The organism is Pseudomonas sp. TWP3-2, from assembly GCF_049897765.1.
In the GTDB taxonomy this organism is placed as follows: Bacteria; Pseudomonadota; Gammaproteobacteria; order Pseudomonadales; family Pseudomonadaceae; genus Aquipseudomonas.
Map to the genome: position 1 here is coordinate 1 of NZ_JAFCWW010000037.1, position 26,775 is coordinate 26,775.

Below are 26,775 nucleotides of genomic sequence, written 5' to 3' on the forward strand. Positions count from 1 at the left end.
TGGCCATGTGTGAGACGTTGGAGCAACACACCCCAGAGGAGCTGGCGGCTTTTGCTAAAGAAGCCATCGGCTGGATGGCCAGCCGAAGAACTTAGATGTGTAGATACCAATGCAGCGATAGGGGCGACTCGGTCTTAAGGCTTGAGCGCTTTTTTGGGATAGATGTCATACCGGCTGGACTTGCCATCCAGCGCATGACTCGGCTTCGGCCCTTCAATGCACGGCGCCTTGCGCGGGCGCTTGACCACCACGCGGTGCGTCGCCAGCGCCAACGCGGCCGCGAGCAATGCCGGCGCATCCGGATCATCACCGACCAGCGGCCGGAACAGGCGCATTTCCTTTTTCACCAGCGCGGTTTTCTCCCGGTGCGGGAACATCGGATCGAGATAGATCACCTGTGGCGCCTCGCCTTCCCAGTTGCGCATCACCTCGATCGAGTTGCCCTTGAGCAGCTTCATCCGCGCGACAATCGGCGCCACCTCGAAATCTTCCGCGCCACGCGCCAGGCCATCCTCAAGCAACGCGCCGATCAGCGGCTGACGCTCGATCAGGCTCATCTCGCAACCAAGGCTCGCCAGCACGAACGCATCCTTGCCCAGCCCCGCCGTGGCATCCAGCACTCGTGGACGCACGCCTTGCGCGACGCCGACAGCCTTGGCGATCATCTGGCCGCTGCCGCCACCGTACAACCGGCGATGCGCCGCGCCGCCCTCAACGAAGTCCACGCGCACCGGCCCCGGTGCGTCCGGCCCCAGCTGTTGCAGTTGCAAACCCTGCTCGCCGATCTGCACGGCGAACTCGGCGTCGGCGATCTGCAACGGCAGATTCAGGCGTTCGGCCCATTGTTCGGCCTGCGCTGCATACGTCGGGCCGAGGGCCTCGACATGGATGCGGCTGGCCGCGGGTTGCTCAATCATGGAAAACACGCTCAAAAAGTTAAGGATCGGCAAAAACGGCCGATAACTCATTCAACGTGCATTTTGCCAGAGCTGAGCGGCATCCGAAAAAAATGTCAGGCATTCTTCCCACATCGATTGGCTACATTTCGCCCCATGGCGATTTCAGCCGTCACAATACTCAAGCACTGAGCGGCGTCAGTCATCTGTGGCAGGATTTCTTTGCCCAGGCGCTGGCCGAGCAGTCGAGTGATGTGGTGCCCGCCTGCGGCACGTTCCCACCGGTTGATCTGGCCAGTGCTGAAGAGCCGACCGTCGGCAGCGAATTGCACGCGCACATCATCAGCCAGCGCGAATGCGATGTGGTCGAAACTCAGGTGCGTCCCCCGGAGCCGCTGTTCCTGCCGATCGCAGAATTCGAAATGGAGCTGGCTGACAAGCCGTTCCCACCGTTCCCGCCAGAAGAAATCCACGCCCAGCAAAAGGCTCAGGATTTCGACAGCAGTTGGGTTCGCCCGATTGTGGTCAATAACGGTCAGCCGCTGCCGGAGCCTGGCGTCGCGCCGCAAAAACGTCCGCTGTACCTGCCGATTGCCGAATTCGATCTCGACTTGCTCGACAAGCCCTTCCCGCCGTTCACGCAAGAAGAAATCACTGAGCAACAAAAAGCCCTGGACTTCGATAACGGCTGGGCACGCCCGATCGTCCTGCAGAACCTGCGCATCGCTGCCTGATCCCTTAGCGACACACGCTCCAGCGCCCGACATCGACATGAAAGTGATTGCGATGGGCTGTGTTGTAATCCGGACTCAACACCACACTGAACGCCGCGCAGGCGCCGTCACGTACTCTGCGCAGAAACTGTGCGTCCTGATTTTGCTTCGGCCAGTCTCTGAGCACATTAACGGTTCGACCATCGGCCAGACGAAACCCGGCGATATCCAGCGCATTGGCGCTGGCGTGCTGGCTGAGCGCGCCATTCTCACGGTTGTACATATTGCGGCAGGCAAAGCTGCCGAGGTGATCGACGCGCGTCACTTTCTGGCCGTAAGCGGCTAGCGCCGAGGGTTGCAGGGTATGGCGCTCGAACATGGCGTAGGCCACCGCCAAGGGACAACTGGCGAGGAAGCTGCTGCTCAGCGCGACCTCGCCGCCCTGCACGCGTAACGCACCGATCAAAGGACACTTGGCGTCAGGGCTGTTGGCCTGAGGCGCAACGCGCAGCTCGGAACTGCTCAGCGCCTGTTCACACAACTGCGCATCGCTGCGCAGGCGCATCAGTTTGTAGCCCGTCAGCCAGTTGGGAGTAGCCCTGACGTCGAGCGGCGCCCAGGGATTCCATTCAGGCGGGACGTCGAGCCAACCGCGCCAGACGCTGATAACAGCGCCGGCGATGCTCAGCAACAGCAGCGGCAGCAACCAACGCTTCATACCTTGAAGCTCATGTTTTAAAGCTCATGTCTTAAAAAAAGCATTGGCCTTGGCGTACGGCATCGAATGTCCGGTGAAAGCGAACGTGCCCGATTGCTGGATTTCTTCAGCCGCGCGGAAAAACTCGCCATACGCCGCCAACGCAAGTGCCGAACCGGTGCTGATGCGCTTCACACCCATTTCCTCCAGTTGCTGCACGGTCAATTTCAAGCCGCCGGACATCAACACATTGACCGGTTTCGGCGCTACCGCGCGCACTACCGCCAGCACTTCTTCAGCGTTGCGCAGGCCCGGTGCGTAAAGCACGTCGGCGCCAGCCTCGGCGAAGGCCTGCAAGCGGCGAATGGTGTCATCGAGATCGGGATTGCCGTGCAGGTAGTTTTCCGCGCGGGCAGTCAGGATGAAAGGAAAAGGCAAAGTACGCACAGCGGCGACAGCGGCTTCGATACGCGCCACGGCGTGGTCGAAACAATAGATCGGCGCATCCGCGCGGCCGGTAGCGTCTTCGATGGATCCGCCAACCGCGCCCGCCTCGGCTGCGCGAATCAGACTGAGCGCGGATTCTGCCGGAGCGTCGGCAAAGCCGTTTTCCAGATCCACCGCCACTGGCAGTTCGCTCGCCGTAACAATCGCACGGACATTGGCCAACGTATCCTCAAGGCCCAACCCGCCATCCGCCCTGCCTTGGGAAAACGCATATCCAGCGCTGGTGGTGGCCAATGCCGCGTAGCCCAGACTGGCGAGCATCTTCGCCGAACCGGCATCCCACGGATTGGGAATGACGAAAATCCCCGGACGCTCATGCAAGGCTTTGAAGGCTTCGGCTTTACGCACTTGTTGTTGAAGGGCTTGTTGTTGACGGGCTTGGGCGTCCATCGGCAGGCTCCTGGGCAGGAAAAGAAATCCGCCTCAGAGCAGGCCAAGTTGCTCGGCGGCGGGTTCTCTATATAGCTCAGGCAGGGGTGGCAAGCCAGGCAAACGTTGCATCAGTTGTGCGTGGAAACGTTGCGCCAGCTTCGCCGCCAGCAGATTGTCGGCGGTGTGCAGGAAGATATACGGCGTGCGGCCTTCTTCGATCCACTCGGCGATTTTCGCCACCCACGGCAGCAGAAACGGGTCGTTGGCTTCAAGCTCGGGGTGGCCAATGAAACGCACCTGCGGAAACTGCGTGAACGCCGCCGGGCGGGTTGGCACTCGCGGCTTCTTCGACTGGGCGTGGATCACTGAGGACTCGGTCGACAGGCAACTGAACAATGCGCGCGGATCGAGGCAGATGCGCTCGACGCCGCGATCCAGTAACAGCCGATTGAGCAGGCGTTCGCTTTCACCTTTGGCGAAGAACTGCTCATGCCGCACTTCCACCGCCAGCGGCCGGTCCAGCGCATCGATGAACGCGGTCAACTCGGGCAAGCGTTGCGGAGTGAAGCTTTTCGACAGTTGCAGCCACAGCGGTGCCACACGCTCGCCGAGCGGGCTGATCAATTGCGTGAAGGTTTCGGCGGCGGTCAGTTGATCGCGCAAGTCCCCGCCGTGACTGATGTCACCAGGGAACTTGGCAGTGAAGCGAAAGTGCGCGGGCATGACCTCGACCCAACGCTGCACGGTGGCCGGCGACGGACTGGCGTAGAAGGTCGTGTTGCCTTCCACGGCGTTGAACACTTGCGAATAGAGTCCGAGGAAATCGGAAGTCTTGGCATCTACCGGGTACAGATACTCGCGCCAGGCATTTTCGCTCCAGGACGGGCAACCGAGGTAGTAAGGCAGATCCATCAGATATACAGATCGAGGCCCAGCACGTCTGCATCCCAATCGACAAAACCGGCAGTGCTCAGGTAGCTGGCCAGAGCCATGGCCACGCTGCGCTTCATTGCGCGGTGATAAATCATGTCTTGTTGACGGGCAGGCAGATTGCTCAGGCGTTGCGCTGTTTCTTTAGCGGTACGACGGGCAGCGAGTTGCTCTTCGGTGGGAAATTCCAGTTCGCCGTCGATATCGTCGACGGACTCATCCAGCGCCGGATTGCCTTTGCGAGGCTTGCGCTTGATGGGGTAGGAATGAGAGGAAACGCCGTCTATACGCATAAAGTCATGCTCGGAATCAATGATGGCAATTTAGCGGCACTTGACCGACTTAGCAAACTGCCGAGTGATAACTAGAACACATAAAGCGCAAAAGGTTTAAAGCGCGGGGTTAGAAAGTGACGGTTGGCAGCGAAGCGCACGATATTAAGTCGTCGGGGCGGGTATTTGTGGCGAGGGAGCTTGCTCCCGCTGGGCTGCGAAGCGGCCCCCTCGGTCAGTCAGGCACATGGGGAATTCAGGTTTGACGACTGCTGCGCAGCCGAGCGGGAGCAAGCTCCCTCGCCACAGGGAATATTCAGCGGGCTTTGGGGGTGGCCACTTTGTCGCGCAGGTAGACAGGCTGAGCATCGTCGGCCGGAACCGATTCGCCGCGTTCCCAAGCGAAGCGCGCCAGCGTCAGCAAGTCTTCGGCGTGGGGCAGCATGCCGGCGTCCGAGCCTGTCAGATCGACCGCAATGCGCTCTGCGTAACTCCAACCAGTACCGGCGCCAAACCATTCGCCACTGGTATCAGCCGGCAACGCCGCCACTTCCGGCGGCAGCACAGCCTCGACACCCACCAGACGCATCTCCCCCGCCGTCTCGCGGTAGCAGCCCCAATACACTTCATCCATGCGCGCATCGATGGCCGCTGCAACTTGACTGACGCCATGTTCGCGAAGGGCACGTTGGGCCAGCACCGCCAGGTTCGACACCGGCAGCACCGGACGATCAAGCGCAAACGCCAAACCCTGCACCACGCCGATGGCAATCCGCACACCGGTAAACGCACCCGGCCCGCGACCAAACGCGATGGCATCGACCGCTTGCAGCGTGGTGCCAGCATCTGCCAGCAATTGCTCGATCATCGGCAGCAGTTTCTGCGCGTGCAGGCGCGGGATCACCTCGTAATGGCTCGTGACCTTGCCGTCATGCAGCAAAGCAACGGAGCAAGCTTCAGTCGCGGTGTCCAGGGCCAGCAAGGTGCTCATCGATGTGTCCGTAAATCAGGAAGGGAAAGTGCGCCAGTATAAACAACTACGGCCCGCAAGCGGGCCGTGGATGATGCAGCAAATCAGGTTTTTCAGCTCAGCGCTTCGAGTACCTTGGCGGTGATTGCTTCAACCGAACCGACGCCAGGGATGTGGCTGTACTTCGGCTTGCCATTGGCAGTCGACAGCTTCTGGTAGAAATCCACCAGTGGCTTGGTCTGCGAGTGGTAGACCGACAGGCGATGACGCACGGTTTCTTCAGTGTCGTCCTTGCGCTGCACCAGCTCGTCACCGGTGATGTCGTCTTTACCGGCAATTTTCGGCGGGTTGTAGACGATGTGGTACACGCGGCCGCTGGCTTCGTGAACACGACGACCAGCGATGCGCTGAACGATTTCTTCGTCTTCAACGGCGATTTCGACCACGGCATCCAGTTCAACACCGGCAGTGACCAAGGCTTCAGCCTGCGGAATGGTGCGCGGGAAACCGTCGAACAGGAAACCGTTGGCGCAGTCAGCTTGAGCGATGCGGTCTTTGACCAGCGCGATGATCAGGTCATCCGACACCAGGCCGCCAGCATCCATGATGCCCTTGGCTTGAACGCCCAGCGGGGTGCCGGCCTTGACCGCAGCACGCAGCATGTCGCCGGTGGAAATTTGCGGAATGCCGAATTTCTCGGTGATGAACTTAGCCTGAGTACCTTTACCGGCCCCGGGAGCTCCCAGCAGAATGACGCGCATCGATGTGCTCCTCAATTTTTTATATAAAAAACAACAGACTTGCCTCGTGGGGCGAATCTTGAAAAATAGGGTCGTGGCCGCCCAAACGGCCAAAGGCTGATCAAGATACACAGCAGGCTGCGCCCACACAAGACGCCAAAAGTCGGAGAAACCGACGCCCGCCGCGACCTTGCGACGCGGTTGCCCTGGTCGCAACCCCATCATTAACTGTCGCCTGCCCGCACGTAATCGGTGCAGATCAAGCGGCGCCCGAGTCTCCCCTCGGGTGCCCCGCCCGTGCAGGAAACCTTAGCCGGTATTTCGCAAACCGGCGGCGATCCCCGCTACAGACACCAGCAGCGCCTGTTCCACCGGGCTGCCCTGCTCCACTTCCTGCTGCCGCGAGCGTGCCAACAGCTCGGCCTGCAATAGATGTAGCGGATCGAGATAAGTGTTGCGCAGACGAATGAATTCCAGGGTGTCCGGGCTATGTGCCAGCAGCTGCGACTGGCCAGTCAGGCCAAGTACCACGGAACATGCCTGCGACAATAGGTCGCGTAAATGCACACCTAAAGGTAACAAGTCCGACTCGACCAGACGATCGTCGTAGGACTGCGCGATATCCGCGTCAGCCTTGGCCAGGACCATTTCCAGCATGTCGATGCGCGTGCGGAAGAACGGCCACTGCTCGCGCATCTGCCCCAGCAGTTCACCTTCGCCGCGCTCCAGCGCTTTGCTCAGCGCCGATTCCCAGCCGAGCCACGCCGGCAGCATCAGCCGCGTCTGAGTCCAGCCGAAGATCCACGGGATCGCGCGCAAGCTCTCGATACCACCCGCGCGGCGCTTGGCCGGGCGGCTGCCGAGCGGCAAACGACCCAGCTCCTGCTCCGGCGTCGACTGGCGGAAATACTCGACGAACTGCGGATTCTCGCGCACCACGGCGCGGTAGGCGCTGACACCGTCTGCGGCCAGTTCGTCCATCAGATGGCGCCATTCCGGCGTCGGCGGCGGCGGTGGCAATAGCGTCGCTTCGAGCACTGCCGCGAGGTACAGATTGAGGTTCTGCTCGGCGATGTCCGGCAGGCCAAATTTGAAACGAATCATTTCCCCTTGCTCGGTAGTGCGGAAACGTCCGGCCACTGAGCCCGGTGGCTGCGACAGAATCGCCGCGTGCGCCGGACCACCGCCACGGCCCACGGTGCCACCGCGACCGTGGAACAACAGCAGTTCGACTTGTTGCTCACGGCAGATTTCCACCAGACGTTCCTGCGCCCGATATTGCGCCCACGCCGCAGCTGTGGTGCCGGCATCCTTGGCCGAGTCGGAATAGCCGATCATCACTTCCTGCGGGCCGTGCAGGCGCGCGCGATAACCCGGCAACAGCAACAGCCGCTCGATCACCGGGCCGGCGTTGTCGAGGTCAGCGAGGGTTTCAAACAGCGGCACCACGCGCATCGGCCGCAGCACGCCGGATTCTTTGAGCAGCAGTTGCACGGCCAGAACATCGGACGCCGCACCCGCCATCGAGATGACGTAGGAACCCAGCGAAGCAGCCGGCGCCGCCGCGACTTCCTTACAGGTCGCGAGTACTTCGGCGGTGTCTGCAGAAGGTTTGAAATGCGCCGGCAGCAATGGCCGGCGATTGGCCAATTCACGGGTCAGAAAGTTGATGCGGGCTTCTTCGTCCCAGTCTTCATACTTACCCAGACCAAGGTAATCGGTGATTTCAGTCATGGCCGCGCAGTGCCGCGACGAATCCTGACGCACATCGAGGCGCACCAGGAATAGGCCGAACGTCACCGCCCGACGCAGGCAATCGAGCAACGGCCCGTCGGCGATCACGCCCATGCCGCATTCGTGCAGCGAGTTGAAACACAGCTCCAGCGGATCGAGCAGATCGCGGTTGTCGTGCAGGACATCGGCCGGTGCCGTGGTCGTTGCGGTCAAGGACGCATGCGCCCAGTTGCGCGTAGCACGCAGGCGTTCGCGCAATTGCTTGAGCACTGCGCGATAGGGTTCAGCGCTGTCGCCAGCCTTGGCCTTGAGCGCATCGCTGGCCTGTTGCATCGACAATTCGGCGGCGAGGTGATCGACGTCGCGCAGGTACAGATCGGCAGCCATCCAGCGCGCCAGCAGCAACACTTCGCGGGTCACCACAGCGGTGACATTCGGGTTGCCGTCGCGGTCGCCGCCCATCCACGATGCGAAGCGAATCGGCGCAGCTTCCAGCGGCAAACGCATGCCAGTCGCGGCATGCAGTGCCTGATCGGCCTTGCGCATGTGGTGCGGAATCGCCTGCCACAGCGAATGCTCGATTACCGCAAAACCCCACTTGGCTTCATCGACCGGTGTCGGGCGAGTACGGCGAATTTCTTCGGTGTGCCAGGCTTCCGCGATCAGCCGTTGCAGCGTGGTGTGGATCTGAACGCGCTCGGCACTGGTCAGGTCGCGATGATCCTGTGCGGCGAGTTGCGCGGCGATGGCGTCGTACTTCTGGATCAGCGTGCGCCGCGCAACTTCGGTCGGGTGCGCGGTCAGCACGAGTTCGATTTCCAGCCGCGACAGCTGACGAGCCAGCGAATCGGCGCTGTGCCCTTCGCTGCGTAAACGCGCGAGCAACTCCGGCAGCACGCGCGATTCGAACGGCGCGGCTTGAGTTTCTTCGCGACGATGAATGAGTTGGTATTGCTCGGCGATGTTCGCCAGGTTGAGAAACTGGTTGAACGCCCGCGCCACCGGCAGCAGTTCGTCTTCGCTCAATTGATTGAGGCTGGCGCTGAGTTCGGCGTCCATTGAACCGCGTCGGTCAGCCTTGGCGCCCTTGCGGATCTGCTCGATCTTGGCGAGAAATTCCTCGCCATATTGGTCACGGATGGTGTTGCCCAACAGCTCACCGAGCAGGTGAACGTCCTCGCGCAAGCGTGCATCAATATCGGTCATCAGCAGAGCTCCAGCAGTTATCCCGGTTGCATGGAAAGTAGCGTCTCGAACAGGAAGAGTGCCGCTCTGGAGCGCTTCTTACAAGCAGGCGACGAAGGGACTTCTAACCTGGCGGCTTGAAGCTAGTCTTAAGAGAGAGCCCCACAACGGCTTGTCGCCGGCTCGCGCCGGACACTCACCAGGACTTGCCACGAGCAGGTACGCCATGAGGTTTTTATGAAAATTCGTGAACTCGCCCAGCATTGGGAAGAAAACGCCAAGGGTCGCCTGACCGACACTGGCTATACGATCCAACTGGATGTGGAAGCCGCGGCACGGCTGGCGGCGATTGCCGAAATGTATCCCAAACGTCACCCGGAAGAACTGCTCGGCGAACTGATTGGCGCCGCCCTCGAAGAGTTCGAAGCGAGCCTGCCGTACATCAAAGGTTCGACCGTGGTTGCGACCGATGAGGAAGGCGATCCGCTGTACGAAGACGTCGGCCCTACCCCGCGTTTTCTGGCCCTGTCGCGGCGTCATCTGCATGAGTTGGCCAGCGGCAGCGACAAGCAAAAACACTGATTCCCCCCGCCATTTCCCCACGCTGAAAACCTTCTGCCCGAGCCGCAAATGGCTCGGGCATACACCTGCAAACCGCCAAAGTTCCCGATTTAGAGCCTTGTCCACTCGATCAGGATTTTTTTTGGCGATTAGCCATCTTTTCTGAACTTTTGAAAAACGCCACCGGTCGGAAGCATTAACCACGCCTGGGACGAGCGTTTCAAAACGCACTAGCTACATGACGGTTGCGGCTCCGCTACCAGGATGGAATTCGCAGTTCTTAAGGAGTTAACCAATGGAGTTGAAGACCATGAAGACCCAAACCTCGTTCTCACACCTGCGCGGTCTGAAACTGGCCGCTCTCGCCATCGGCACCAGCTTCGTGCTGGCCGGTTGTGCCGGCAATCCACCGTCCGAGCAGTACGCCGTGACTCAATCTGCAGTCAACAGCGCGGTCAGCGCCGGTGGTACCGAGTTCGCTGCTGTCGAGATGAAGCAGGCGCAGGACAAACTCAAACAAGCCGAAATCGCCATGCACGACAAGAAGTACGAAGAAGCTCGTACGTTGGCCGAGCAGGCTGAGTGGGACGCTCGTGTAGCAGAACGCAAAGCTCAGGCGGCCAAGGCTGAACTGGCTGTGAAGGATTCCCAGAAAGGTGTTCAGGAACTGCGTCAGGAAAGTCAGCGCACTGTGAAGTAAGCGCGCATCCCGATCGCAACGCTGAAACTCTTATCGATAGAAAGGACGAACGATTATGCGTAAACAACTGATGATTCCTGCTCTGCTGGCTGCAAGCGTTGCACTGGCTGCCTGCTCCACGCCGCCAAATCCGAACCTGGAAAACGCTCGCACCAACTACTCCGGCCTGCAAGCCAACCCGCAGGCGAGCAAAGTCGCGGCACTGGAAACCAAAGACGCCAGCGACTACCTAGACAAGGCCGACAAGGCTTATATGGACAAGCAGGACGCGGCCAAGGTTGACCAACTGGCTTACCTGACCAACCAGCGTGTTGAAGTGGCCAAGCAGACCATCGCTCTGCGTACCGCTGAGAACAACCTGAAGAACGCCGCCGCCGCACGTGCTCAGGCGCGTCTGGACGCTCGTGATCAGCAGATCAAACAGCTGCAGGACAGCCTGAACGCCAAGCAGACCGATCGCGGTACGCTGGTGACTTTCGGTGACGTGCTGTTCGCTACCAACAAGGCTGATCTGAAATCCAGCGGTCTGGTGAACATCAACAAACTGGCGCAGTTCCTTCAGGAAAACCCTGATCGCAAAGTGATCGTCGAGGGTTACACCGACAGCACCGGTGCCGCTAGTTACAACCAGAGCCTGTCCGAGCGTCGCGCCAACTCCGTGCGTACTGCACTGGTGAAAATGGGCGTTGATCCAGCGCGTATCGTCGCTCAGGGTTATGGCAAGGAATACCCGGTTGCCGAGAACGGCAGCGTTTCCGGGCGTGCGATGAACCGTCGTGTGGAAGTGACCATTTCCAACGACAACCAGCCAGTGATGCCGCGTTCGGCTATCAGCTCGAACTAAGCTTCACGCTGTAACGCAAAAGCCCCGCCTGAGTGATCAGGCGGGGCTTTTTGCATTTGCTTCAGGGTGCTCGGCTTACGGGGTGTGGCGTGCTTGAGACCGTAGCCCCTCACCCCAGCCCTCTCCCGAGGGAGAGGGAGCCGATCGGGGGATGCTTCAGGCATACGTCGATCTTAGAGTGCTTCGCCGAATCCATAATCGCCATAATCTTTCAGGTCGATGGATAGCGTCAGACACTTCGGTCAGTCCCCTCTCCCTGTGGGCGGTCCGACGTTTCGGGAGGGCTAGGGTGAGGGCTGAGCCTGCAGAATCACAACTCCCGCGAACTACTGCTCAAGTTTTTGCGGGGTCTCTTCCCCCATGCAGCGCACCGCTTTTTTCTGCGCGTTGACCAGCACTCCGGTCAAACCTTTCTGCTCGGTATCAAACAATACCAACACCCCGTCAATGCACTGCGCGACTTGCGGTGCCGGGGCCAGGGAGATTTTGTAGTCTTCGCCCGGAACGGTCTTGAGCATGGTGAAATCGCTCAGCAGCAGCGCATCTTCAGGCTTGGCGAAGTGCAGGTAGCCGTAGAACCACAGCGCACCGACGGTGCCGAGGATGGTGCCGATACCGGTGATGATCAGGGGGATGGCGTTACGTTCTTCACTCATTGCGGACTCTCATCTTCAGAATTCGGGGGGTGCGGGTAATTGGGGATCTCACCGAGGCGGCGCAGGCCGTTGAAATGCTCGGGGTCGTCGAGGTAACGCAGCATCACCTGACGCCAGACCGGATCGCCGAAGGTCTGCACATGGCCGCCACGGGTCAGTTGCAGCACGCGTGGTGGCGGCGCAGCTTGATACAGACGGATCGCGTTGGAAAGGGGCACGAGCGGATCGTCGAGACTATGGAAGATCAGTTTCGGCACGCCGTTGAGCTGCGCGATCGAGTTGATCGGGCTGTCGGCATCCGGCACCAGCCATGACAGCGGCACCTGCAATGGCCAGGTCAACCATGAAGTGCTCAACGCATATTGGCCGACGCTGCGGTAACTTGCTGGCACACCGTCGAGCACCAAGGCCTTGAGCTGCTTTTGCCGCTCAGGATGTTGCACCAGCCAATGTACCGCCATCGCGCCGCCGAGGCTTTGCCCGAGCAAAACCAGCGGTTTGCCTTTGACCTCGGGCGCGTTATCCAGCCAGGCAAATGCAGCGTCGATATCCTGATAGATCGCCGGCAGACTCGGTTCGCCCTCGGACAGACCATAACCGCGATAGTCCACCAGCAACACCTGATAACCCTGTTCTGGCAACCACCAGCTCCCGCCCAGATGCATCGGCAAATTGCCGCCATTGCCATGCAGATGCAGCACGGTGCCTTTGACTTCAACGCCGGGTTTGACCGGCAACCACCAGGCATTCAGCTTGAGGCCGTCGGCGGTGGTGAGGGTTACGGCGCGGTATTCGAGCTTGGCCTTTTCCGGGGTGAACAACTGGCCCGGCTCGGGGTAGAACAGCAGCGAGCTGCAACCGCCAAGCGTCAGGAGCAGGCAAAGCGTGCCGAGGATTCTCATCCGGTGAAACCTCGCAGTGATTGCTCAGAGGATGTTGGAGTAGTCCGCTTCGATCCGGTCCAGGCTCAGGTGATTGAGGAAGTTGGAGAAGCACATCCACGCCGACAGCGCGTTCAGATCGCGGAACTGATCCGGCAGATACTTCGGCGCCACCACCAGTCCTTCATCCACCAATTGCCGCAAGGTGCGCATGTCTTCCAGCGTGGTCTTGCCGCAAAACAACAGCGGGATCTGCTCAAGCTTGCCCTTACGCACGGCCAACTGAATGTAGTTGTAAACCATGATAAAGCCCTTGAGATAGGACAAGTCTTTGGTAAATGGCAGGCCGTTCGGCACCGATCCACGGAATACCCGGCTGGCATTGCCGTAGCTCTCGGCCATTTCAAAGCCTTGCTCGCGGAAGAACTCGAACACCTGCAAGAAGTCCGCGCCCTCCTCGACCATATGAATCGCGCGGGTACGGTTGGTCAGTTTGCGCAGACGGCTCGGGTAGGAGGCGAAGGTGATGATTTCCATCAGGATCGCCAGACCTTCCTGGGTCACTGTCGACGACGGCGGGCCTTTGGACAGGAAGGTGCAGATCGGCTGGTTGAGGCCGTTGAGCGTGGTGCCAACGTGCACCAGTCCTTCGTGGACTTCCAGCGCACGCACGTCGCGGTCGTTGAACATCGCGTCGGTGCGGATCTTGATGTAGTCGGCACCCGCGGCCGCATCGGCAACAATGCCGTCGGACTCGAATACGCGGATGGTTTCCTCGGCCTCGCCGAAGACCTTGTTCAGGCGGGTCTGCAGCAGGTGTACGGCATCCTTGGCGGTGAGGATTTTCGGTTCGTCCTTGAGGTCGCCACGGCCGTCGATGTTATTCAGGTAGTCGGACATCATCAGGCCGAGGTCGGCCAGGGTCGGGTCGCCGGCGTGGAACGCATCGGACGCCGCGCCATACAGTTCCTGGGAGATCAGGCCGAAATCCTCGGTGCCGCGCGCTTCGAGCATGCGCACCACCATCCGGTATTCCTTGCACATCCGGCGCATGATCTGGCCAACCGGGTTGAACTGGCCGAGCTGGCGGGTGATGTCGCGCTCGATGTTCTGGAATTCCAGTTTGACCTTGCTCGAATCGAACGCCAGCGGCCGATTGAGGTAGTAGTCGCGATCCACCGCCGGCATTTCCTTGCCCTTGGCCTTAAGAAAGCCCTTGCGGATGCTCTCGTCCCACTTGACCGCGTCAAGGACACGGATCGGCGTCTGCGCCAGCACTATGCGATCGGACAAAATGCGTATCGTCTGCTGGTAATCGTCCACCCGAAACTCCTGTAGAAAACCTGATGTACATAGCCTGATTGGCTTTCATGCAAAACGCCCTATGCACACGCTTTCCCCGCCGGGGATCACGCCGACGCGAGCACCAGATGCATGTAGCGCGTCAGAATGCCGAGCATTTCCGCTTCAGCCAATGGCTCGGCGTCGTTGAGCAGGCCCTGATATTCCATCCGACCGATAATCGCCGTCAACACCTTGGCATCCTGCTGTGGTTCGCGCGAGCCCAGTACCTGGAACAGCTGGCAAGTGCCCTGCAACAGAATCTGCTGATGCGAACGCACCAACACCGCCAGACGCGGGTTGAGCAGCGCTTCCTGACGGAACGCCTGCTCGGCCATCAAATGTTCGCGTCGATTCACCAGTTGCCGATGCACATAGTCCGCCATCAGCCGCGCGATGTCGTCCGCCAGTTGCGAGCGCGACTCCGGGCTGCCATCGGCGCTGACCACCATGTCACGCAGCAGGCCTTCGTTGTTGTTCCACAACTTGGCCATGTACTCGGCACTGCGTTCCACGTATTGGGCGAAGGTATCGGTGAGCAGGTCATCGATGTCCTTGAAGTAATAAGTGGTCGCCGACAGCGGCACCGCAGCCTCGGCCGCCACTGCCCGATGACGCACGGCACGCACGCCATCACGCACGACAATGCGCATCGCTGCGTCGAGAATATCCTGTCGACGCTGCTCGCTGCCCTGCCGGCTGGCCTTGCGGCCTTGGTACTGAACACTTTCGGCAACCGCCGTAGCGATCCCCGCTGCACCTTCTTGAGCCATTGCACCAATCACGACAGGCATTCCTCTGTTATTTCAAAAGTAACCATTTGATACGTTTGTACCAGACAGGCAATAAAAAGCCGCCTGTTTTAGGCGGCTTTTTTACTGAAACGTTTACGCTTGCGGTCGCATGTGCGGGAACAGGATCACATCGCGGATCGACGGTGAGTTGGTCAGCAACATCACCAGACGGTCGATGCCGATACCTTCACCCGCCGTTGGCGGCATGCCGTACTCCAGCGCACGCACGAAGTCGGCGTCGTAGTGCATGGCTTCGTCGTCGCCGGCGTCCTTGTCGGCCACCTGCGCCATGAAGCGCTCGGCCTGGTCTTCCGCGTCGTTCAACTCGGAGTAGGCGTTGGCGATTTCACGGCCACCGATGAACAGCTCGAAGCGATCGGTGACATTCGGGTTGTCATCGTTGCGACGGGCCAGTGGCGACACTTCGAACGGGTACTGGGTAATGAAGTGCGGCTGCTCGAGTTTGTGCTCGACCAGTTCTTCGAAAATCATCACTTGCAGCTTGCCCAGACCTTCGAAGCCCAGCACCTTGGCGCCGGCCTTCTTGGCGATGGCGCGAGCCTTGTCGATGTCGTTCAGATCATCGGCAGTCAGCTCAGGGTTGTACTTGAGGATCGAGTCGAACACCGACAGACGCACGAACGGCTCGCCGAAGTGGAAGACTTTGTCGCCGTACGGCACGTCAGTGCTGCCCAGAACCAGCTGCGCCAGTTCGCGGAACAACTCCTCGGTCAGGTCCATGTTGTCTTCGTAGTCGGCGTACGCCTGATAGAACTCCAACATGGTGAATTCAGGGTTGTGACGCGTCGAAACGCCTTCGTTACGGAAGTTGCGGTTGATCTCGAAGACTTTCTCGAAACCGCCAACCACCAGACGCTTGAGGTACAGCTCAGGCGCGATACGCAGGAACATTTCCATGTCCAGCGCGTTGTGGTGGGTTTCGAACGGCTTGGCTGCCGCGCCACCAGGAATGGTCTGCAGCATCGGCGTTTCGACTTCGAGGAAGTCACGCTGCATCAGGAAGCTGCGGATGTGCGCAATCACTTGCGAACGTACGCGGAAGGTCTGACGCACGTCTTCGTTGACGATCAGGTCAACGTAGCGCTGGCGATAACGCTGTTCGGTGTCGGTCAGGCCGTGGTGCTTGTCCGGCAGTGGGCGCAGGGATTTGGTCAGCAGGCGCACGCTGGTCATTTCTACGTACAGGTCGCCTTTGCCGGAACGGGCCAGGGTGCCTTCGGCAGCAATGATGTCGCCCATGTCCCAGGTCTTCACCGCGGCCAGGGTGTCTTCGGACAGGGTTTTACGGTTGACGTAAACCTGAATCCGGCCGGTCATGTCCTGAATCACCATGAACGAGCCACGGTTGAGCATGATGCGACCCGCAACCTTGACCGGAATCGCAGCTTCTGCCAGCTCTTCCTTGGTCTTGTCCGCGTACTGTTTCTGCAGTGCATCGCAGTAGTTTTCGCGGCGGAAGTCGTTCGGGAAGGCGTTACCCTTGGCGCGCTCGGCAGCAAGCTTTTCCTTGCGCAGGGCGATCAGGGAGTTTTCTTCCTGTTGCAGGGCTTGCGGATCGAGTTGTTGGTCGCTCATGTCTTTAAATATTCCATCAGGTTCATTGCCCTCAGCCTGCGGCTGAGGATCACCGGCTAGCCGGCTCCCACAATTTTTTACAGCCCGGATTTCAGGCTGGCTTCCAGGTATTCGTCGATATCACCGTCGAGCACCTTGTCGCAGTCACTGCGTTCGATGTTGGTGCGCAGGTCCTTGATTCGCGACGCGTCGAGCACGTATGAGCGAATCTGGTGACCCCAGCCGATGTCCGACTTGGTGTCTTCCAGGGCCTGGGAAGCGGCGTTGCGCTTCTGCATTTCCTGCTCGTACAACTTGGCCCGCAGCATTTTCATGGCGGTGTCCTTGTTGGCGTGCTGGGAACGTTCGTTCTGGCAGCTGACCACGGTGTTGGTCGGTACGTGCGTGATACGTACGGCCGAGTCGGTGGTGTTTACGTGCTGACCACCGGCACCCGAGGAACGATAGGTGTCGATGCGCAGGTCTGCCGGGTTGATCTCGATTTCCACCTTGTCATCGATCTCTGGCGAGACGAAAACAGCGGAGAACGAGGTATGGCGACGGTTGCCGGAGTCGAACGGGCTCTTGCGCACCAGACGGTGCACGCCGATCTCGGTACGCAGCCAGCCAAAGGCGTATTCGCCCTTGATGTGCACGGTGGCGCCCTTGATCCCGGCGACTTCACCGGCCGACAGCTCCATGATGGTCGCGTCGAAACCGCGTTTGTCGGCCCAGCGCAGGTACATGCGCAGCAGGATGTTGGCCCAGTCTTGAGCCTCGGTGCCGCCGGAACCGGCCTGGATATCCAGGTAGGCGTTGTTCGGGTCCATCTCGTGGCTGAACATGCGGCGGAATTCGAGCTTGGCGAGGTTTTCCTCGAGACGGGCCAGCTCGGCGACAACATCGCCTACTGCGCCTTCGTCATTCTCTTCAACGGCCATGTCCAGCAGGTCGCGGCAATCGGCCAGACCGGTGTTCAATTCGTCGAGGGTGTCGACGATCTGCGCCAGCGCAGAGCGCTCGCGGCCCAGCTCCTGGGCGTATTCAGGTTTGTTCCAGACACTCGGATCTTCAAGCTCGCGATTGACTTCGGTCAGACGCTCATGCTTTTGATCGTAGTCAAAGATACCCCCGAATAGTTTCGGAGCGCTCGGACAGGTCCTTGATGGTGTTCAGGATCGGGTTGATTTCCATGGCAGGCAGCACTCGTTGGCGAACTTTTGAAAGCCGGCGAGTATAACGTAATCGGGCTGGGACGGCAGCCCGTCTGGCGGGTGTTGGGGGAATGTCTTGCGGGTTGGTGTCTGGCTTGAGATTGCCTGCCCTCACCCTAGCCCTCTCCCAGAGGTAGAGGGGACCGACGGAGATGTCTTTCGTCATGCATCGACCTGAAAGACTGGGTCGATTATGGATTCAGCAAAGCTGTTTCAGGTCGATGTATCTTGCAAATATCCCCCGATCGGCCCCCTCTCCCTCCGGGAGAGGGCTGGGGTGAGGGGGAAGGCCGTTACTCAATCCCAACTTGGTTGCGTCCATTATTCTTCGCCAGATACAACCCGCGATCCGCCGCCGAAATCAGCAACCGGCAATCACTGCCCGCCTCCGGCACCATGGTCGCCAGGCCGATGCTGATGGTCAGGATCGCGCCATCATCCGGCGAATGATGCGGAATTTTCAGCGCGGCCACGGTCTGGCGCAGCTTCTCGGCCACCAGGCGTGCACCGCCCGGTGAAGTATTCGGCAGCACCAGCGCAAACTCCTCGCCACCGTAGCGCGCAGGCAAGTCCGAAGGCCGGGCGCTGGCGTCGCGGATGGCGGTGGCGACCTTGCGCAGAGCTTCGTCGCCCTCGACGTGGCCGAAGGTATCGTTGTACGACTTGAAGTAATCGACGTCGATCATCAACAGCGACAACTGAGTCTGATCACGCAACGAACGGCGCCACTCCAGCTCCAGGTATTCGTCGAAGTGGCGGCGATTGGACAGTCCGGTCAAGCCGTCCGAGTTCATCAGGCGTTGCAGCACCAGATTGGTATCGAGCAACTGCTGCTGGCTGACGCGCAGCGCGCGATACGCCGCGTCGCGTTGCAGCAACGTCATGTAGGAGCGCGAGTGATAGCGTATGCGCGCCACCAGCTCGATATTGTCCGGCAGCTTCACCAGATAGTCGTTGGCGCCTGCGGAAAACGCCGCGCTCTTGATCAGCGGGTCTTCCTTGGTCGACAGGACGATGATCGGGATGTCCTTGGTCGCCGGATGATTGCGATACTCGCGCACCAGGCTCAGGCCATCGAGGCCGGGCATCACCAGATCCTGCAGGATCACCGTCGGCTTGATCCGCACCGCATTGGCGATGGCCTGATGCGGGTCGGAGCAGAAGTGAAAGTCGATGTTCTCTTGATTGGCCAGCCCACGGCGCACCGCTTCGCCGATCATCGCCTGATCGTCCACCAACAACACCATGGCGGCGTTTTCGTCGGTCTTGATGCCATCGATCTGTAAGTCATTCATGGGCGGTCACCTGAGTGCTGCGGGGGCCAGGGTTGTGGAGGGATTGGTTCATTTGGGGAAAATCTCCAGCAAACGTGGCGCTATCTTTTCCAGTGGACGGATTTCTACGGCCGCATCGATCGCCGCAGCGGCCTTGGGCATGCCGTACACCGCACTGCTGTGCTGATCCTGCGCGATGGTCATATACCCCTGTTGGCGCATGAGCTTAAGCCCTTGCGCGCCATCGCGTCCCATCCCGGTCAATAAAACCCCGACTGCATCACCGTTCCAATAGCTGGCGACGCTTTCGAAAAACACGTCGATGGAGGGTCGGTAGATCTCGTTGACCGGTTCGGCGGTGTAGGCCAACGTGCCGTTTTTCAACAAACGGATATGGTGATTGGTACCGGCCAGCAGCACTGCGCCACTCTGCGGCGGCTCGCCCTCGCGGGCCAGACGCACGTCAAGGCCGCTGGCACTGGCCAGCCATTCAGCCATGCCGGCGGCAAACACCTGATCGACATGCTGCACCAGCACGATTGCCGGGGTGAAATTGCGCGGCAGGCCTTTGAGCAGTACTTCCAGCGCCGCCGGCCCGCCCGCCGAAGAACCAATCGCCACCAGCCGCTGACATGAACCGGAACTACGCGGTGCAGCGGGCGCCTGTCGGGAGCGCGCAGGCTTCTCGCCGATCAGCCAGCCGATATTCAGAATCTTGCGCAACAGTGGCGCCGCGGCTTGCTGAGCATCGCCGGCACCGATGGCCGGGGTATCGACCACATCCAGTGCGCCGTGGCCCATGGCTTCGAACACGCGGTGCACGTTCTGCTGGCGGTCAACGGTGACGATGACGATCGCGCACGGGCTCTCGGCCATGATTCGCCGCGTCGCCTCAACGCCGTCCATCACCGGCATGATCAAGTCCATCAGGATCAGATCCGGGGTATTTTCCGCACACAGGCGCACGGCCTCGGCGCCGTTGTAGGCGACCCAGACCACCTGATGCGCCGACTCGAAAGCCAGCGCGCGGCGCAGCGCCTCCACGGCCATCGGCATGTCGTTGACGATTGCGATCTTCATGCCCGCGCTCCTCCGATAAGCTCAACCACCGCGTCGAGCAGGGCGTCGTCATGAAAACTGGCTTTGGCTAGATAATAGTCGGCCCCGGCGTCCAGTCCACGCCGGCGGTCTTCCTCGCGATCTTTGTAGGAAACCACCATCACTGGCAGCGATTGCAAACGGTTGTCGCGGCGCAGCAGCGAGACCAGTTCGATGCCGTCCATGCGCGGCATGTCGATGTCGGTAATCAGCAGATCGAAATCCTCCGAACGCAGCGCGTTCCAGCCATCCATGCCGTCGACCGCCACGGCCACGTCGTAACCGCGATTGAGCAGCAGTTTGCGTTGCAGTTCGCGCACGGTCAGCGAGTCGTCGACCACCAGAATCCGTTTGCGTGCTGCTTCTGCTGGGTGATTACCGGTTCTGGCAATACGCTCCAGACGACCGGTGTTGAGCAACTTGTCCACCGAGCGCAGCATGTCTTCAACATCAACGATCAGCACCACCGAGCCGTCGTCGAGCAAGGCTCCGGCGGAAATGTCCTGAACCTTGCCCAGCCGCTCATCCAGCGGCAGCACCACCAACGTGCGCTCGCCGACAAAGCGCTCGACCGCCACGCCATAAATCGCGTCACGCTCGCGAATCACCACCACTTTCAGGGTGTCACCGCTGTTCTGACTGGCCGGACGTTGCAACAACTGACTGGCCGCGACCAGCCCGACGTGCCGCCCTTCGTGCCAAAAATGCTGGCGACCTTCAAGCTGAACAATGTCGTCCGGCGCCAGATCGCACATGCGTTCGATGTGCGCCAGCGGAAACGCGTAAGCCTCATCGCCGACCTCGACCACCAGACTGCGCACCACCGACAGGGTCAGCGGCACTTCCAGATGAAAACGACTGCCCTCGCCCGCCGTCTGCTCCAGCACCACGGCGCCGCGCAACTGCCGCACCATGTGCTGCACCGCGTCGAGACCGACGCCGCGGCCGGACACTTCGGTGACCTTGTCGCGCAGGCTGAATCCCGGCAGAAACAGGAAGGTCAGCAGTTCTTCTTCGCTCAACTGCGCGGCGGTTTCGGCTGGGGATAACTGCCGTTCGACGATGCTGCGGCGGACCTTTTCCAGATCGACGCCGTTGCCGTCATCGCTGAGTTCCAGCACCAGCAATCCAGCCTGATGCGAGGCGCGCAGGCGGATCAGGCCTTCTTCGGATTTGCCTTTGAGCAGCCGCTGTTCCGGCGATTCGATGCCGTGATCGACCGCGTTGCGCAGCAAGTGTGTGAGCGGCGCTTCGAGTTTTTCCAATACATCGCGATCGACCTGAGTCTTCTCGCCTTCAATCTCCAGCCGCACTTGCTTGCCGAGGCTGCGCCCGAGGTCACGCACCATCCGTGCCTGCCCCGACAGAACATCGGCGAACGGTCGCATGCGGCAAGCCAACGCGGTGTCGTACAAGACTTGCGCACGCTGGCTGGCTTGCCAGGCGAACTCGTCGAGTTCGGCGTTTTTCTCGGCGAGCAAGTGCTGAGATTCGGAAAGCAGGCGTCGCGCATCTTCCAGCGCTTCCTGAGCCTCAAGACTCAGGGCGTGTTCTTTCAGATGTACGTTGAGGCTTTCAAGGGCACGCAGACCGTTGTTCTGCATGCGTTTGAGGCGTTGCATGGTTGCCAGATGCGGCTTGAGGCGCTGGGTTTCCACCAGCGATTTGCTCGACAGATCGAGCAGGCTGTTGAGGCGCTCGGCGGTGACGCGCAGCACGCGCTCGCCACCTTCGGTGGTGCGGCGGTTCTGCCGTAGCGTCGGTTCAGAGACTTCCACAGGTAGATCAACCAGCGGCGCAGCTTCGGGCACAGCAGGCGCTTCAAGCTGCAATTCAGCCATCGGTGGCGCGGCGACGGGAACCGATGGATCCAGCAAACGCCCCATCAACGCTACGTAAGCTTCGATGTCGGCTGGCTGCGGGCCATTGGCCGGCGTGGCGATGCGCATCAGCAGATCGGTGCCTTGCAACAATGCGTCGATATGCTCCGGACGCAGAAACAGCCGCCCTTCCTGCGCGCTGACCAGACAATCTTCCATCACATGCGCGACGCTGACGCCGCTGTCGATACCGACGATCCGCGCCGCGCCCTTGAGCGAGTGCGCTGCACGCATACACGACTCGAGCTGATCGGCCTGGGTCGGATTGCGCTCCAGTGCCAGCAATCCTGCGCTGAGCACCTGGGTCTGAGCTTCGGCTTCAAGGCTGAACAGTTCGAGCAACGAGGCGTCGCGCATTTGCTCGGGGGTCATGTGAGGCTCCGGGACACGGCGGACAACAACTGTTCTTCATCGAGCCAGCGCAGGCTGCGCCCCTTGAACGGCAACACGCCGCGCGTGTATTTGGCGCTGGCCTGCGTGCCCGAGTGTGACGCGGCGTCGAGAATGCGTTCGTCAATCGCGTGAATGCCGTCGACTTCATCCACCGGCACCACCACCGGCCCTCCTTGCGCTGCGATGATCAGCATGCGCGGCATGATCCGCGCGCCAGTGGCCGGGGCGACGTTGCTGTCGAGGTCGAGCAGTTCGACCAGCGACAGGCACGCCACCAACGCACCGCGCACATTGGCCACGCCGAGCAAGGCCCGCGAGCGCTGATGCGGCAGCGAGTGAATCGCTTGCAACGGCGCGACTTCCACCAGACTGCGCGTCGCCAGCCCCAACCATTCTTCGCCGAGCCGGAACATCAGCAGCGAACGGGTTTTCAGGTCGACTTCAACCGCCGTCGCCACCGGATCGCGCTCGTCCTGTTGCAACGCATAACGGTCGAGCAGGCGTGTGGCGGCAGCGGAATACACCGCGCAGTTACGGCAATGAATATGTTCTTCGAGTAACGGGCAGGATTTGTCGCCGTGGATACCGATGCGGTTCCAGCAGTCGTCGATCGCGCGGGCGTCTTCGTGGGTGACGTTCAAGGTGTCGGCGATCATCATTTACGCTCACTGTCAGCGGTGCGGCCGCTGCGGGCGGCACGCTCCTGCAATCGTCTGGCGCCCGCCGTGTCGCCCTGGGCTTGCAGCAACGCCGCCAGATGCATCAACGCTTCGGGGTGTTGCGGTTCGAGGTACAACGCTTTGCGATAAAAGCCCTGCGCTTCGAGGGCTCTGCCGGCCACATCGCTGAGCAGACCGAGCCAATAGAACACCTGCGCGACCGGTTCGTGGCTGCGCAGATACTGTTCACACGCGGCGCGGGCCTCGGCGCTTTTACCTTCATTGGCCAGTGCGGCGATGTTCGCCAGCAGCGTTGCAGCATCCGGGTTTTGCGCTTTGCCGGTAGTCGGCAATGGCGCCACAGAGGCGAACGGGCGACTGCGCACTGGCGGCGGTGGCGCACTGCGAATCGGCTGACGCATTGGCAACGGTGCGGGCACCAGTGTCGGCAACGGTTCGGGTTGCGGTTCGATGTGCCGACTGAAGGCGAACGACTGCGGGATGCCGATCGAACGCATGCCCAGACGTCCAAGCAAACTGCCCTCGGCCGGTCCGATAAACAGTACGCCGTCATCGTGGGTGAAGCGCTTGAGCACTTCGAACACTTGCTTCTGCGTCGGCTGATCGAAGTAGATCAACAGATTGCGGCAGAACACGAAATCAAACGGCGGTTCATTCGCCAGCAGGGTCGGATCGAGCACGTTGCCAGACTGCAAACGCACCTGTTCACGCACGTATTCATTCAGGCGATAGCCATCATTTTCCGGCATGAAATGCCGATCGCGGTAGGCCAGATCATCGCCGCGAAACGAGTTCTTGCCGTACTGCGCACGCTTGGCCTTGTCCACCGAGAGGGGGCTGACGTCCATGCCATCGACCTTGAACTGATGCGGCTTGAGGCCGGCATCAAGCAACGCCATGGCAATCGAATAGGGTTCTTCGCCGGTGGAGCACGGCAGGCTGAGGATGCGCAGCGCGCGCATATTGTTCAGCTCGTCCAGACGTTTACGTGCGAGTTTGCCGAGGGTCGCAAAGGATTCCGGATACCGGAAAAACCAGGTTTCGGGGACGATCACCGCTTCGATCAGTGCCTGCTGTTCATCGCGCGAACCTTGCAGGTTTATCCAATACTCATCGGCTGTCGCTGATTGCGAAAGAGTAATGCGCTGGCGCACGGCGCGCTCGATGATCGCCGGCCCGACCGAGGCAACATCGAGGCCGATGCGTTCTTTCAGGAAATCGAAAAAGCGCTGATCGCTGCTCATGACTGCTCCTCAAGCTGCGCAGGATCGCGCGGCGGACTGGGGAACAACAGCGTGCGCACCGCCTCATCGAGCAGGTCATTGACCCGCACCCATTGCACCAATCCGTGGGCGTCTTCGCGCACCGGACCGAGGTACGGCGCCTGACGATTGTCGAGGCCGTACGGGCGGAAATCTTCCGGGCTGCAACGCAGCGTGTCGGTGGCCTGTTCGAGGATCAATCCGAGCCATTGCGCCGGTTGCGAATCGTCGCCGCGATAATTCACCAGCACCAGTCGCGTGCTGGTACGCGCCTCGGCGGGTTGGCCGAAAGTCAGCGCGCTGAGATCGATAACCGGCACCACCGTGCCACGGTAAGCGAACACCCCGGCAACCCAGGCTGGCGCCCGCGCAATCGGCTTCAACGGCAGGCGCGGCAGCACTTCCGCGACTTCGGTGGCGCGCAAGGCGTAGCGCTCGCTGCCGATGCGAAACAGCAGGAACAACGCCTGCCGCGCCACCGGAGCGGCGCTGCGTTTGGCGATGATGTCGCTCATCAGACTTTAAATCGCGAAACGCCGCTGCGCAGGCCGACGGCGACCTGGCTCAGTTCGTCGATGGCGAAACTGGCCTGGCGCAATGAGTCGACGGTCTGGCTGCTGGCATCGCCCAACTGCACCAGCGCATGGTTGATCTGCTCGGCACCGGTGGCCTGGGCCTGCATGCCTTCGTTGACCATCAGCACCCGTGGCGCCAGCGCCTGGACCTGATGAATGATCTGCGACAACTGCTCGCCAACCTGCTGCACCTCGGACATTCCACGGCGCACTTCTTCGGAGAACTTGTCCATGCCCATCACACCGGCAGACACCGCCGACTGGATCTCGCGCACCATCTGTTCAATGTCGTAAGTAGCGACGGCAGTCTGATCCGCCAGACGCCGGACTTCGGTGGCAACCACGGCGAAACCACGGCCGTATTCACCGGCCTTCTCGGCTTCAATCGCCGCGTTCAGCGACAGCAGATTGGTCTGGTCGGCGACCTTGACGATAGTCACCACCACCTGGTTGATGTTGCCGGCCTTCTCGTTGAGGATCGCCAGTTTGGCGTTGACCAGATCGGCCGCTCCCATCACCGAATGCATGGTGTCTTCCATGCGCGCGAGGCCTTGTTGACCGGAACCGGCCAGCACCGAAGCCTGATCGGCAGCGGTGGAGACTTCAGTCATGGTGCGTACGAGGTCACGCGAAGTCGCGGCGATTTCCCGCGAGGTGGCGCCGATTTCAGTGGTGGTGGCAGCGGTTTCGGTGGCGGTGGCTTGTTGTTGCTTGGAAGTCGCGGCGATCTCGGTCACCGAGGTGGTGACCTGCACCGACGAACGCTGGGCTTGGGACACCAGCGAGGTCAGCTCGGCCATCATGTCGTTGAAGCCGGTTTCCACTGCGCCGAATTCGTCCTTGCGGTCGAGATTCAATCGGCTGCTCAAGTCGCCGGTGCGCATGATGTCGAGAATCTGCACGATGCGATTCATCGGCGCCATGATCGCGCGCATCAACAGCAAACCGCAGAGGCCGGCCGCGACTATCGCGATGAGCAACGAGACGAACATGCTGACTTTGGCCGCTGCCACCGCCTCGTCGATATTGGCCATGGCCTGGTCGGAGATTCTCTTGTTCTCACCGATGATGTCGTTAAGCTTCATCCGCCCGCTGTACCACGCCGGCGTCAGCTTCTCGTTGAACAGCTTGATTGCATCGGCTTCCAGATTGCGTTTGTGCAAATCCAGCACCGAATCCTGAATTTGCATGTAGGCATCGTGGTACTTCTCGAACACCGCGAATTCGCTGCGATCCTTATCCGTGAACATGGTCGTGCGGTAACTGGCCATGTGTTCTTGCAGACGGTTCTCGAACGCCTTGTATTCGGCAGCGTCTTCGGTGCTGACGCCCTGACCTTCCTTGAGGCCGAGCAATTCCTGAGTCTGCAGATAACTGTCGACCCACGCGCCACGAATCATAGAGCTGTAGTAGACCCCCGGTATCGCGTCGTCACGCACGCTGCTCTCACTGGCTTCGATCTTCAACAGCCGTGAATACGAGACGACCACCATCAGCAACATGATGGCGATAATGACCGCAAAGCTCGCCAAAATGCGTTGGCGCAACGTCCAGTTCTTCACAGTAATTCCTCGTGCGGTCGGTCGAAATGCGGGGAGTATAGCTGAGGGCGGTGTTTCATTTATAAGACGCTTTTGCCGAATCCTGTAACGCCAGTTCGAGAATCGCCAGCAATGATGGCACTGAGCCAGCGTGCGCAACTTCTTGCGCACTCAAATGTGGATAACCGTGTGGATACATTGCTGAGAGGCAAGCAGTGCGTCTCCTACAGACGAGTGCGCAACTTCTTGCGCAGTACTGCGCAAGAAGTTGCGCACTTTCAGCCTTGCGACTGATCAAAAAACACTCAACTTATTGAGCCAGAGCGCTCTAGTCCCCGGCTCCCGGGGCCGCACCAAAAAGTGGCACGACTCTTGATAACAGTTCAGCCACCCACCGGGCGATTTTCGCCTCCGGGCACTCTCAATTTCAGCAAGGAGCACACCCATGGCTACACCAGCGTACATGTCGGTTACCGGCGAAAAACAAGGT

The 26,775-nt window shown here is 60.4% G+C and carries 25 protein-coding genes; 4 read left to right on the plus strand and 21 right to left on the minus strand.

All coding sequences use genetic code 11. The annotated features are described in order from the left end of the window. Positions 1-134 precede the first annotated feature (134 nt). Entirely contained in the window at positions 135-917 is a 783-nt protein-coding gene (locus ACP7EE_RS27205; protein ID WP_426238072.1) for a class I SAM-dependent methyltransferase, read from the minus strand. A gap of 92 nt (positions 918-1,009) precedes the next feature. On the opposite strand from ACP7EE_RS27205, the gene ACP7EE_RS27210 reads away from it, so the two are divergent. Continuing rightward, positions 1,010-1,630: an energy transducer TonB gene (locus ACP7EE_RS27210; RefSeq protein ID WP_426238074.1), complete on the plus strand. Its 621-nt coding sequence runs from the start codon at positions 1,010-1,012 to the stop codon at positions 1,628-1,630. 4 nt (positions 1,631-1,634) lie between these two features. On the opposite strand, the gene ACP7EE_RS27215 is transcribed toward ACP7EE_RS27210, so the two are convergent. From ACP7EE_RS27215 to ppc, 7 genes are all read right to left on the minus strand, one after another. Next, complete coding sequence (locus tag ACP7EE_RS27215) at positions 1,635-2,327, minus strand: extensin family protein (RefSeq protein WP_426238076.1); 693 nt, start codon at positions 2,325-2,327, stop codon at positions 1,635-1,637. A 24-nt stretch (positions 2,328-2,351) separates the two neighbouring features. Then, a complete protein-coding gene (locus ACP7EE_RS27220; RefSeq protein WP_426238078.1) occupies positions 2,352-3,203 on the minus strand; it encodes an isocitrate lyase/PEP mutase family protein in 852 nt (283 codons plus the stop codon). Positions 3,204-3,236: 33 nt separating this feature from the next. Then, positions 3,237-4,097 (minus strand): DUF72 domain-containing protein, encoded by an 861-nt coding sequence (locus ACP7EE_RS27225; RefSeq protein ID WP_426238080.1) that lies wholly within the window; start codon positions 4,095-4,097, stop codon positions 3,237-3,239. Further along, positions 4,097-4,408 carry a hypothetical protein gene (locus ACP7EE_RS27230; RefSeq protein WP_420648360.1) on the minus strand — a complete coding sequence of 104 codons (312 nt, stop codon included), beginning with the start codon at positions 4,406-4,408 and terminating at the stop codon, positions 4,097-4,099. The genes ACP7EE_RS27225 and ACP7EE_RS27230 overlap by 1 nt, the downstream gene beginning before the upstream one ends. A 295-nt stretch (positions 4,409-4,703) precedes the next feature. Then, complete coding sequence (gene tsaB / locus ACP7EE_RS27235; protein WP_426238082.1) at positions 4,704-5,378, minus strand: tRNA (adenosine(37)-N6)-threonylcarbamoyltransferase complex dimerization subunit type 1 TsaB; 675 nt, start codon at positions 5,376-5,378, stop codon at positions 4,704-4,706. Positions 5,379-5,470: 92 nt separating this feature from the next. Continuing rightward, positions 5,471-6,118, minus strand: a complete 648-nt coding sequence (gene adk / locus ACP7EE_RS27240; RefSeq protein WP_420648362.1) for an adenylate kinase — start codon at positions 6,116-6,118, stop codon at positions 5,471-5,473. Between the two features lie 288 nt (positions 6,119-6,406). Next, positions 6,407-9,037: a phosphoenolpyruvate carboxylase gene (ppc, locus tag ACP7EE_RS27245; protein WP_426238084.1), complete on the minus strand. Its 2,631-nt coding sequence runs from the start codon at positions 9,035-9,037 to the stop codon at positions 6,407-6,409. Between the two features lie 216 nt (positions 9,038-9,253). On the opposite strand from ppc, the gene ACP7EE_RS27250 reads away from it, so the two are divergent. From ACP7EE_RS27250 to ACP7EE_RS27260, 3 genes are all read left to right on the plus strand, one after another. Continuing rightward, positions 9,254-9,598: a pilin assembly protein gene (locus ACP7EE_RS27250; RefSeq protein ID WP_426238086.1), complete on the plus strand. Its 345-nt coding sequence runs from the start codon at positions 9,254-9,256 to the stop codon at positions 9,596-9,598. Positions 9,599-9,872: 274 nt separating this feature from the next. Beyond that, positions 9,873-10,277: a DUF4398 domain-containing protein gene (locus ACP7EE_RS27255; protein WP_426206131.1), complete on the plus strand. Its 405-nt coding sequence runs from the start codon at positions 9,873-9,875 to the stop codon at positions 10,275-10,277. A 55-nt stretch (positions 10,278-10,332) separates the two neighbouring features. Further along, the gene (locus tag ACP7EE_RS27260; RefSeq protein WP_420648366.1) at positions 10,333-11,121 is read left to right on the plus strand and encodes an OmpA family protein; all 789 of its coding nucleotides are present in this window, start codon (positions 10,333-10,335) and stop codon (positions 11,119-11,121) included. Positions 11,122-11,447: 326 nt separating this feature from the next. On the opposite strand, the gene ACP7EE_RS27265 is transcribed toward ACP7EE_RS27260, so the two are convergent. From ACP7EE_RS27265 to ACP7EE_RS27325, 13 genes are all read right to left on the minus strand, one after another. Further along, positions 11,448-11,777, minus strand: coding sequence for a hypothetical protein (locus ACP7EE_RS27265; RefSeq protein ID WP_420648367.1), 330 nt, complete (start codon positions 11,775-11,777; stop codon positions 11,448-11,450). Further along, positions 11,774-12,679, minus strand: coding sequence for an alpha/beta hydrolase (locus tag ACP7EE_RS27270; protein ID WP_426238088.1), 906 nt, complete (start codon positions 12,677-12,679; stop codon positions 11,774-11,776). Before ACP7EE_RS27270 ends, ACP7EE_RS27265 begins: the two co-directional genes overlap by 4 nt. Before the next feature lie 24 nt (positions 12,680-12,703). Then, positions 12,704-13,981, minus strand: coding sequence for a flavohemoglobin expression-modulating QEGLA motif protein (locus ACP7EE_RS27275; protein ID WP_420648369.1), 1,278 nt, complete (start codon positions 13,979-13,981; stop codon positions 12,704-12,706). An 86-nt stretch (positions 13,982-14,067) separates the two neighbouring features. Further along, complete coding sequence (locus tag ACP7EE_RS27280) at positions 14,068-14,772, minus strand: TetR/AcrR family transcriptional regulator (RefSeq protein WP_426238098.1); 705 nt, start codon at positions 14,770-14,772, stop codon at positions 14,068-14,070. A 114-nt stretch (positions 14,773-14,886) separates the two neighbouring features. Then, positions 14,887-16,389, minus strand: a complete 1,503-nt coding sequence (gene lysS / locus ACP7EE_RS27285; RefSeq protein ID WP_426206129.1) for a lysine--tRNA ligase — start codon at positions 16,387-16,389, stop codon at positions 14,887-14,889. 77 nt (positions 16,390-16,466) lie between these two features. Then, positions 16,467-17,562 (minus strand): peptide chain release factor 2 gene (prfB, locus tag ACP7EE_RS27290; protein ID WP_157214382.1). Its coding sequence is split into 2 segments (ribosomal slippage): positions 16,467-17,489 and positions 17,491-17,562, totalling 1,095 coding nucleotides; the frame shifts between segments, so codons are not numbered across the junction. 313 nt (positions 17,563-17,875) lie between these two features. Next, positions 17,876-18,877, minus strand: coding sequence for a diguanylate cyclase domain-containing protein (locus ACP7EE_RS27295; protein ID WP_420648371.1), 1,002 nt, complete (start codon positions 18,875-18,877; stop codon positions 17,876-17,878). A gap of 48 nt (positions 18,878-18,925) precedes the next feature. Further along, positions 18,926-19,936 (minus strand): chemotaxis response regulator protein-glutamate methylesterase, encoded by a 1,011-nt coding sequence (locus ACP7EE_RS27300; protein WP_426238091.1) that lies wholly within the window; start codon positions 19,934-19,936, stop codon positions 18,926-18,928. Next, positions 19,933-22,206: a hybrid sensor histidine kinase/response regulator gene (locus tag ACP7EE_RS27305; RefSeq protein WP_426238092.1), complete on the minus strand. Its 2,274-nt coding sequence runs from the start codon at positions 22,204-22,206 to the stop codon at positions 19,933-19,935. Before ACP7EE_RS27305 ends, ACP7EE_RS27300 begins: the two co-directional genes overlap by 4 nt. Next, positions 22,203-22,886, minus strand: coding sequence for a chemotaxis protein CheW (locus tag ACP7EE_RS27310; RefSeq protein ID WP_426238093.1), 684 nt, complete (start codon positions 22,884-22,886; stop codon positions 22,203-22,205). Before ACP7EE_RS27310 ends, ACP7EE_RS27305 begins: the two co-directional genes overlap by 4 nt. Then, positions 22,883-24,151 carry a CheR family methyltransferase gene (locus ACP7EE_RS27315; protein WP_426238094.1) on the minus strand — a complete coding sequence of 423 codons (1,269 nt, stop codon included), beginning with the start codon at positions 24,149-24,151 and terminating at the stop codon, positions 22,883-22,885. The genes ACP7EE_RS27310 and ACP7EE_RS27315 overlap by 4 nt, the downstream gene beginning before the upstream one ends. Beyond that, positions 24,148-24,684, minus strand: coding sequence for a chemotaxis protein CheW (locus ACP7EE_RS27320; RefSeq protein WP_426238095.1), 537 nt, complete (start codon positions 24,682-24,684; stop codon positions 24,148-24,150). The genes ACP7EE_RS27315 and ACP7EE_RS27320 overlap by 4 nt, the downstream gene beginning before the upstream one ends. Further along, a complete protein-coding gene (locus ACP7EE_RS27325) occupies positions 24,684-26,306 on the minus strand; it encodes a methyl-accepting chemotaxis protein (RefSeq protein WP_426238096.1) in 1,623 nt (540 codons plus the stop codon). The genes ACP7EE_RS27320 and ACP7EE_RS27325 overlap by 1 nt, the downstream gene beginning before the upstream one ends. Positions 26,307-26,775 lie beyond the last annotated feature (469 nt).

Bases quoted from the DNA above. Each gene is read 5' to 3' on its own strand.
- ACP7EE_RS27225 (WP_426238080.1), bottom strand. From the start codon at position 4,097: ATGGATCTGCCTTACTACCTCGGTTGCCCGTCCTGGAGCGAAAATGCC.
- ACP7EE_RS27210 (WP_426238074.1), top strand. From the start codon at position 1,010: ATGTCAGGCATTCTTCCCACATCGATTGGCTACATTTCGCCCCATGGC.
- ACP7EE_RS27295 (WP_420648371.1), bottom strand. From the start codon at position 18,877: ATGAATGACTTACAGATCGATGGCATCAAGACCGACGAAAACGCCGCC.
- ppc (WP_426238084.1), bottom strand. From the start codon at position 9,037: ATGACCGATATTGATGCACGCTTGCGCGAGGACGTTCACCTGCTCGGT.
- ACP7EE_RS27315 (WP_426238094.1), bottom strand. From the start codon at position 24,151: ATGAGCAGCGATCAGCGCTTTTTCGATTTCCTGAAAGAACGCATCGGC.
- ACP7EE_RS27310 (WP_426238093.1), bottom strand. From the start codon at position 22,886: ATGATGATCGCCGACACCTTGAACGTCACCCACGAAGACGCCCGCGCG.
- ACP7EE_RS27250 (WP_426238086.1), top strand. From the start codon at position 9,254: ATGAAAATTCGTGAACTCGCCCAGCATTGGGAAGAAAACGCCAAGGGT.
- lysS (WP_426206129.1), bottom strand. From the start codon at position 16,389: ATGAGCGACCAACAACTCGATCCGCAAGCCCTGCAACAGGAAGAAAAC.
- ACP7EE_RS27260 (WP_420648366.1), top strand. From the start codon at position 10,333: ATGCGTAAACAACTGATGATTCCTGCTCTGCTGGCTGCAAGCGTTGCA.
- adk (WP_420648362.1), bottom strand. From the start codon at position 6,118: ATGCGCGTCATTCTGCTGGGAGCTCCCGGGGCCGGTAAAGGTACTCAG.
- ACP7EE_RS27320 (WP_426238095.1), bottom strand. From the start codon at position 24,684: ATGAGCGACATCATCGCCAAACGCAGCGCCGCTCCGGTGGCGCGGCAG.
- ACP7EE_RS27255 (WP_426206131.1), top strand. From the start codon at position 9,873: ATGGAGTTGAAGACCATGAAGACCCAAACCTCGTTCTCACACCTGCGC.
- ACP7EE_RS27265 (WP_420648367.1), bottom strand. From the start codon at position 11,777: ATGAGTGAAGAACGTAACGCCATCCCCCTGATCATCACCGGTATCGGC.
- ACP7EE_RS27270 (WP_426238088.1), bottom strand. From the start codon at position 12,679: ATGAGAATCCTCGGCACGCTTTGCCTGCTCCTGACGCTTGGCGGTTGC.
- ACP7EE_RS27305 (WP_426238092.1), bottom strand. From the start codon at position 22,206: ATGACCCCCGAGCAAATGCGCGACGCCTCGTTGCTCGAACTGTTCAGC.
- ACP7EE_RS27215 (WP_426238076.1), bottom strand. From the start codon at position 2,327: ATGAAGCGTTGGTTGCTGCCGCTGCTGTTGCTGAGCATCGCCGGCGCT.
- ACP7EE_RS27220 (WP_426238078.1), bottom strand. From the start codon at position 3,203: ATGGACGCCCAAGCCCGTCAACAACAAGCCCTTCAACAACAAGTGCGT.
- ACP7EE_RS27300 (WP_426238091.1), bottom strand. From the start codon at position 19,936: ATGAAGATCGCAATCGTCAACGACATGCCGATGGCCGTGGAGGCGCTG.
- ACP7EE_RS27205 (WP_426238072.1), bottom strand. From the start codon at position 917: ATGATTGAGCAACCCGCGGCCAGCCGCATCCATGTCGAGGCCCTCGGC.
- tsaB (WP_426238082.1), bottom strand. From the start codon at position 5,378: ATGAGCACCTTGCTGGCCCTGGACACCGCGACTGAAGCTTGCTCCGTT.
- ACP7EE_RS27230 (WP_420648360.1), bottom strand. From the start codon at position 4,408: ATGCGTATAGACGGCGTTTCCTCTCATTCCTACCCCATCAAGCGCAAG.
- ACP7EE_RS27280 (WP_426238098.1), bottom strand. From the start codon at position 14,772: ATGGCTCAAGAAGGTGCAGCGGGGATCGCTACGGCGGTTGCCGAAAGT.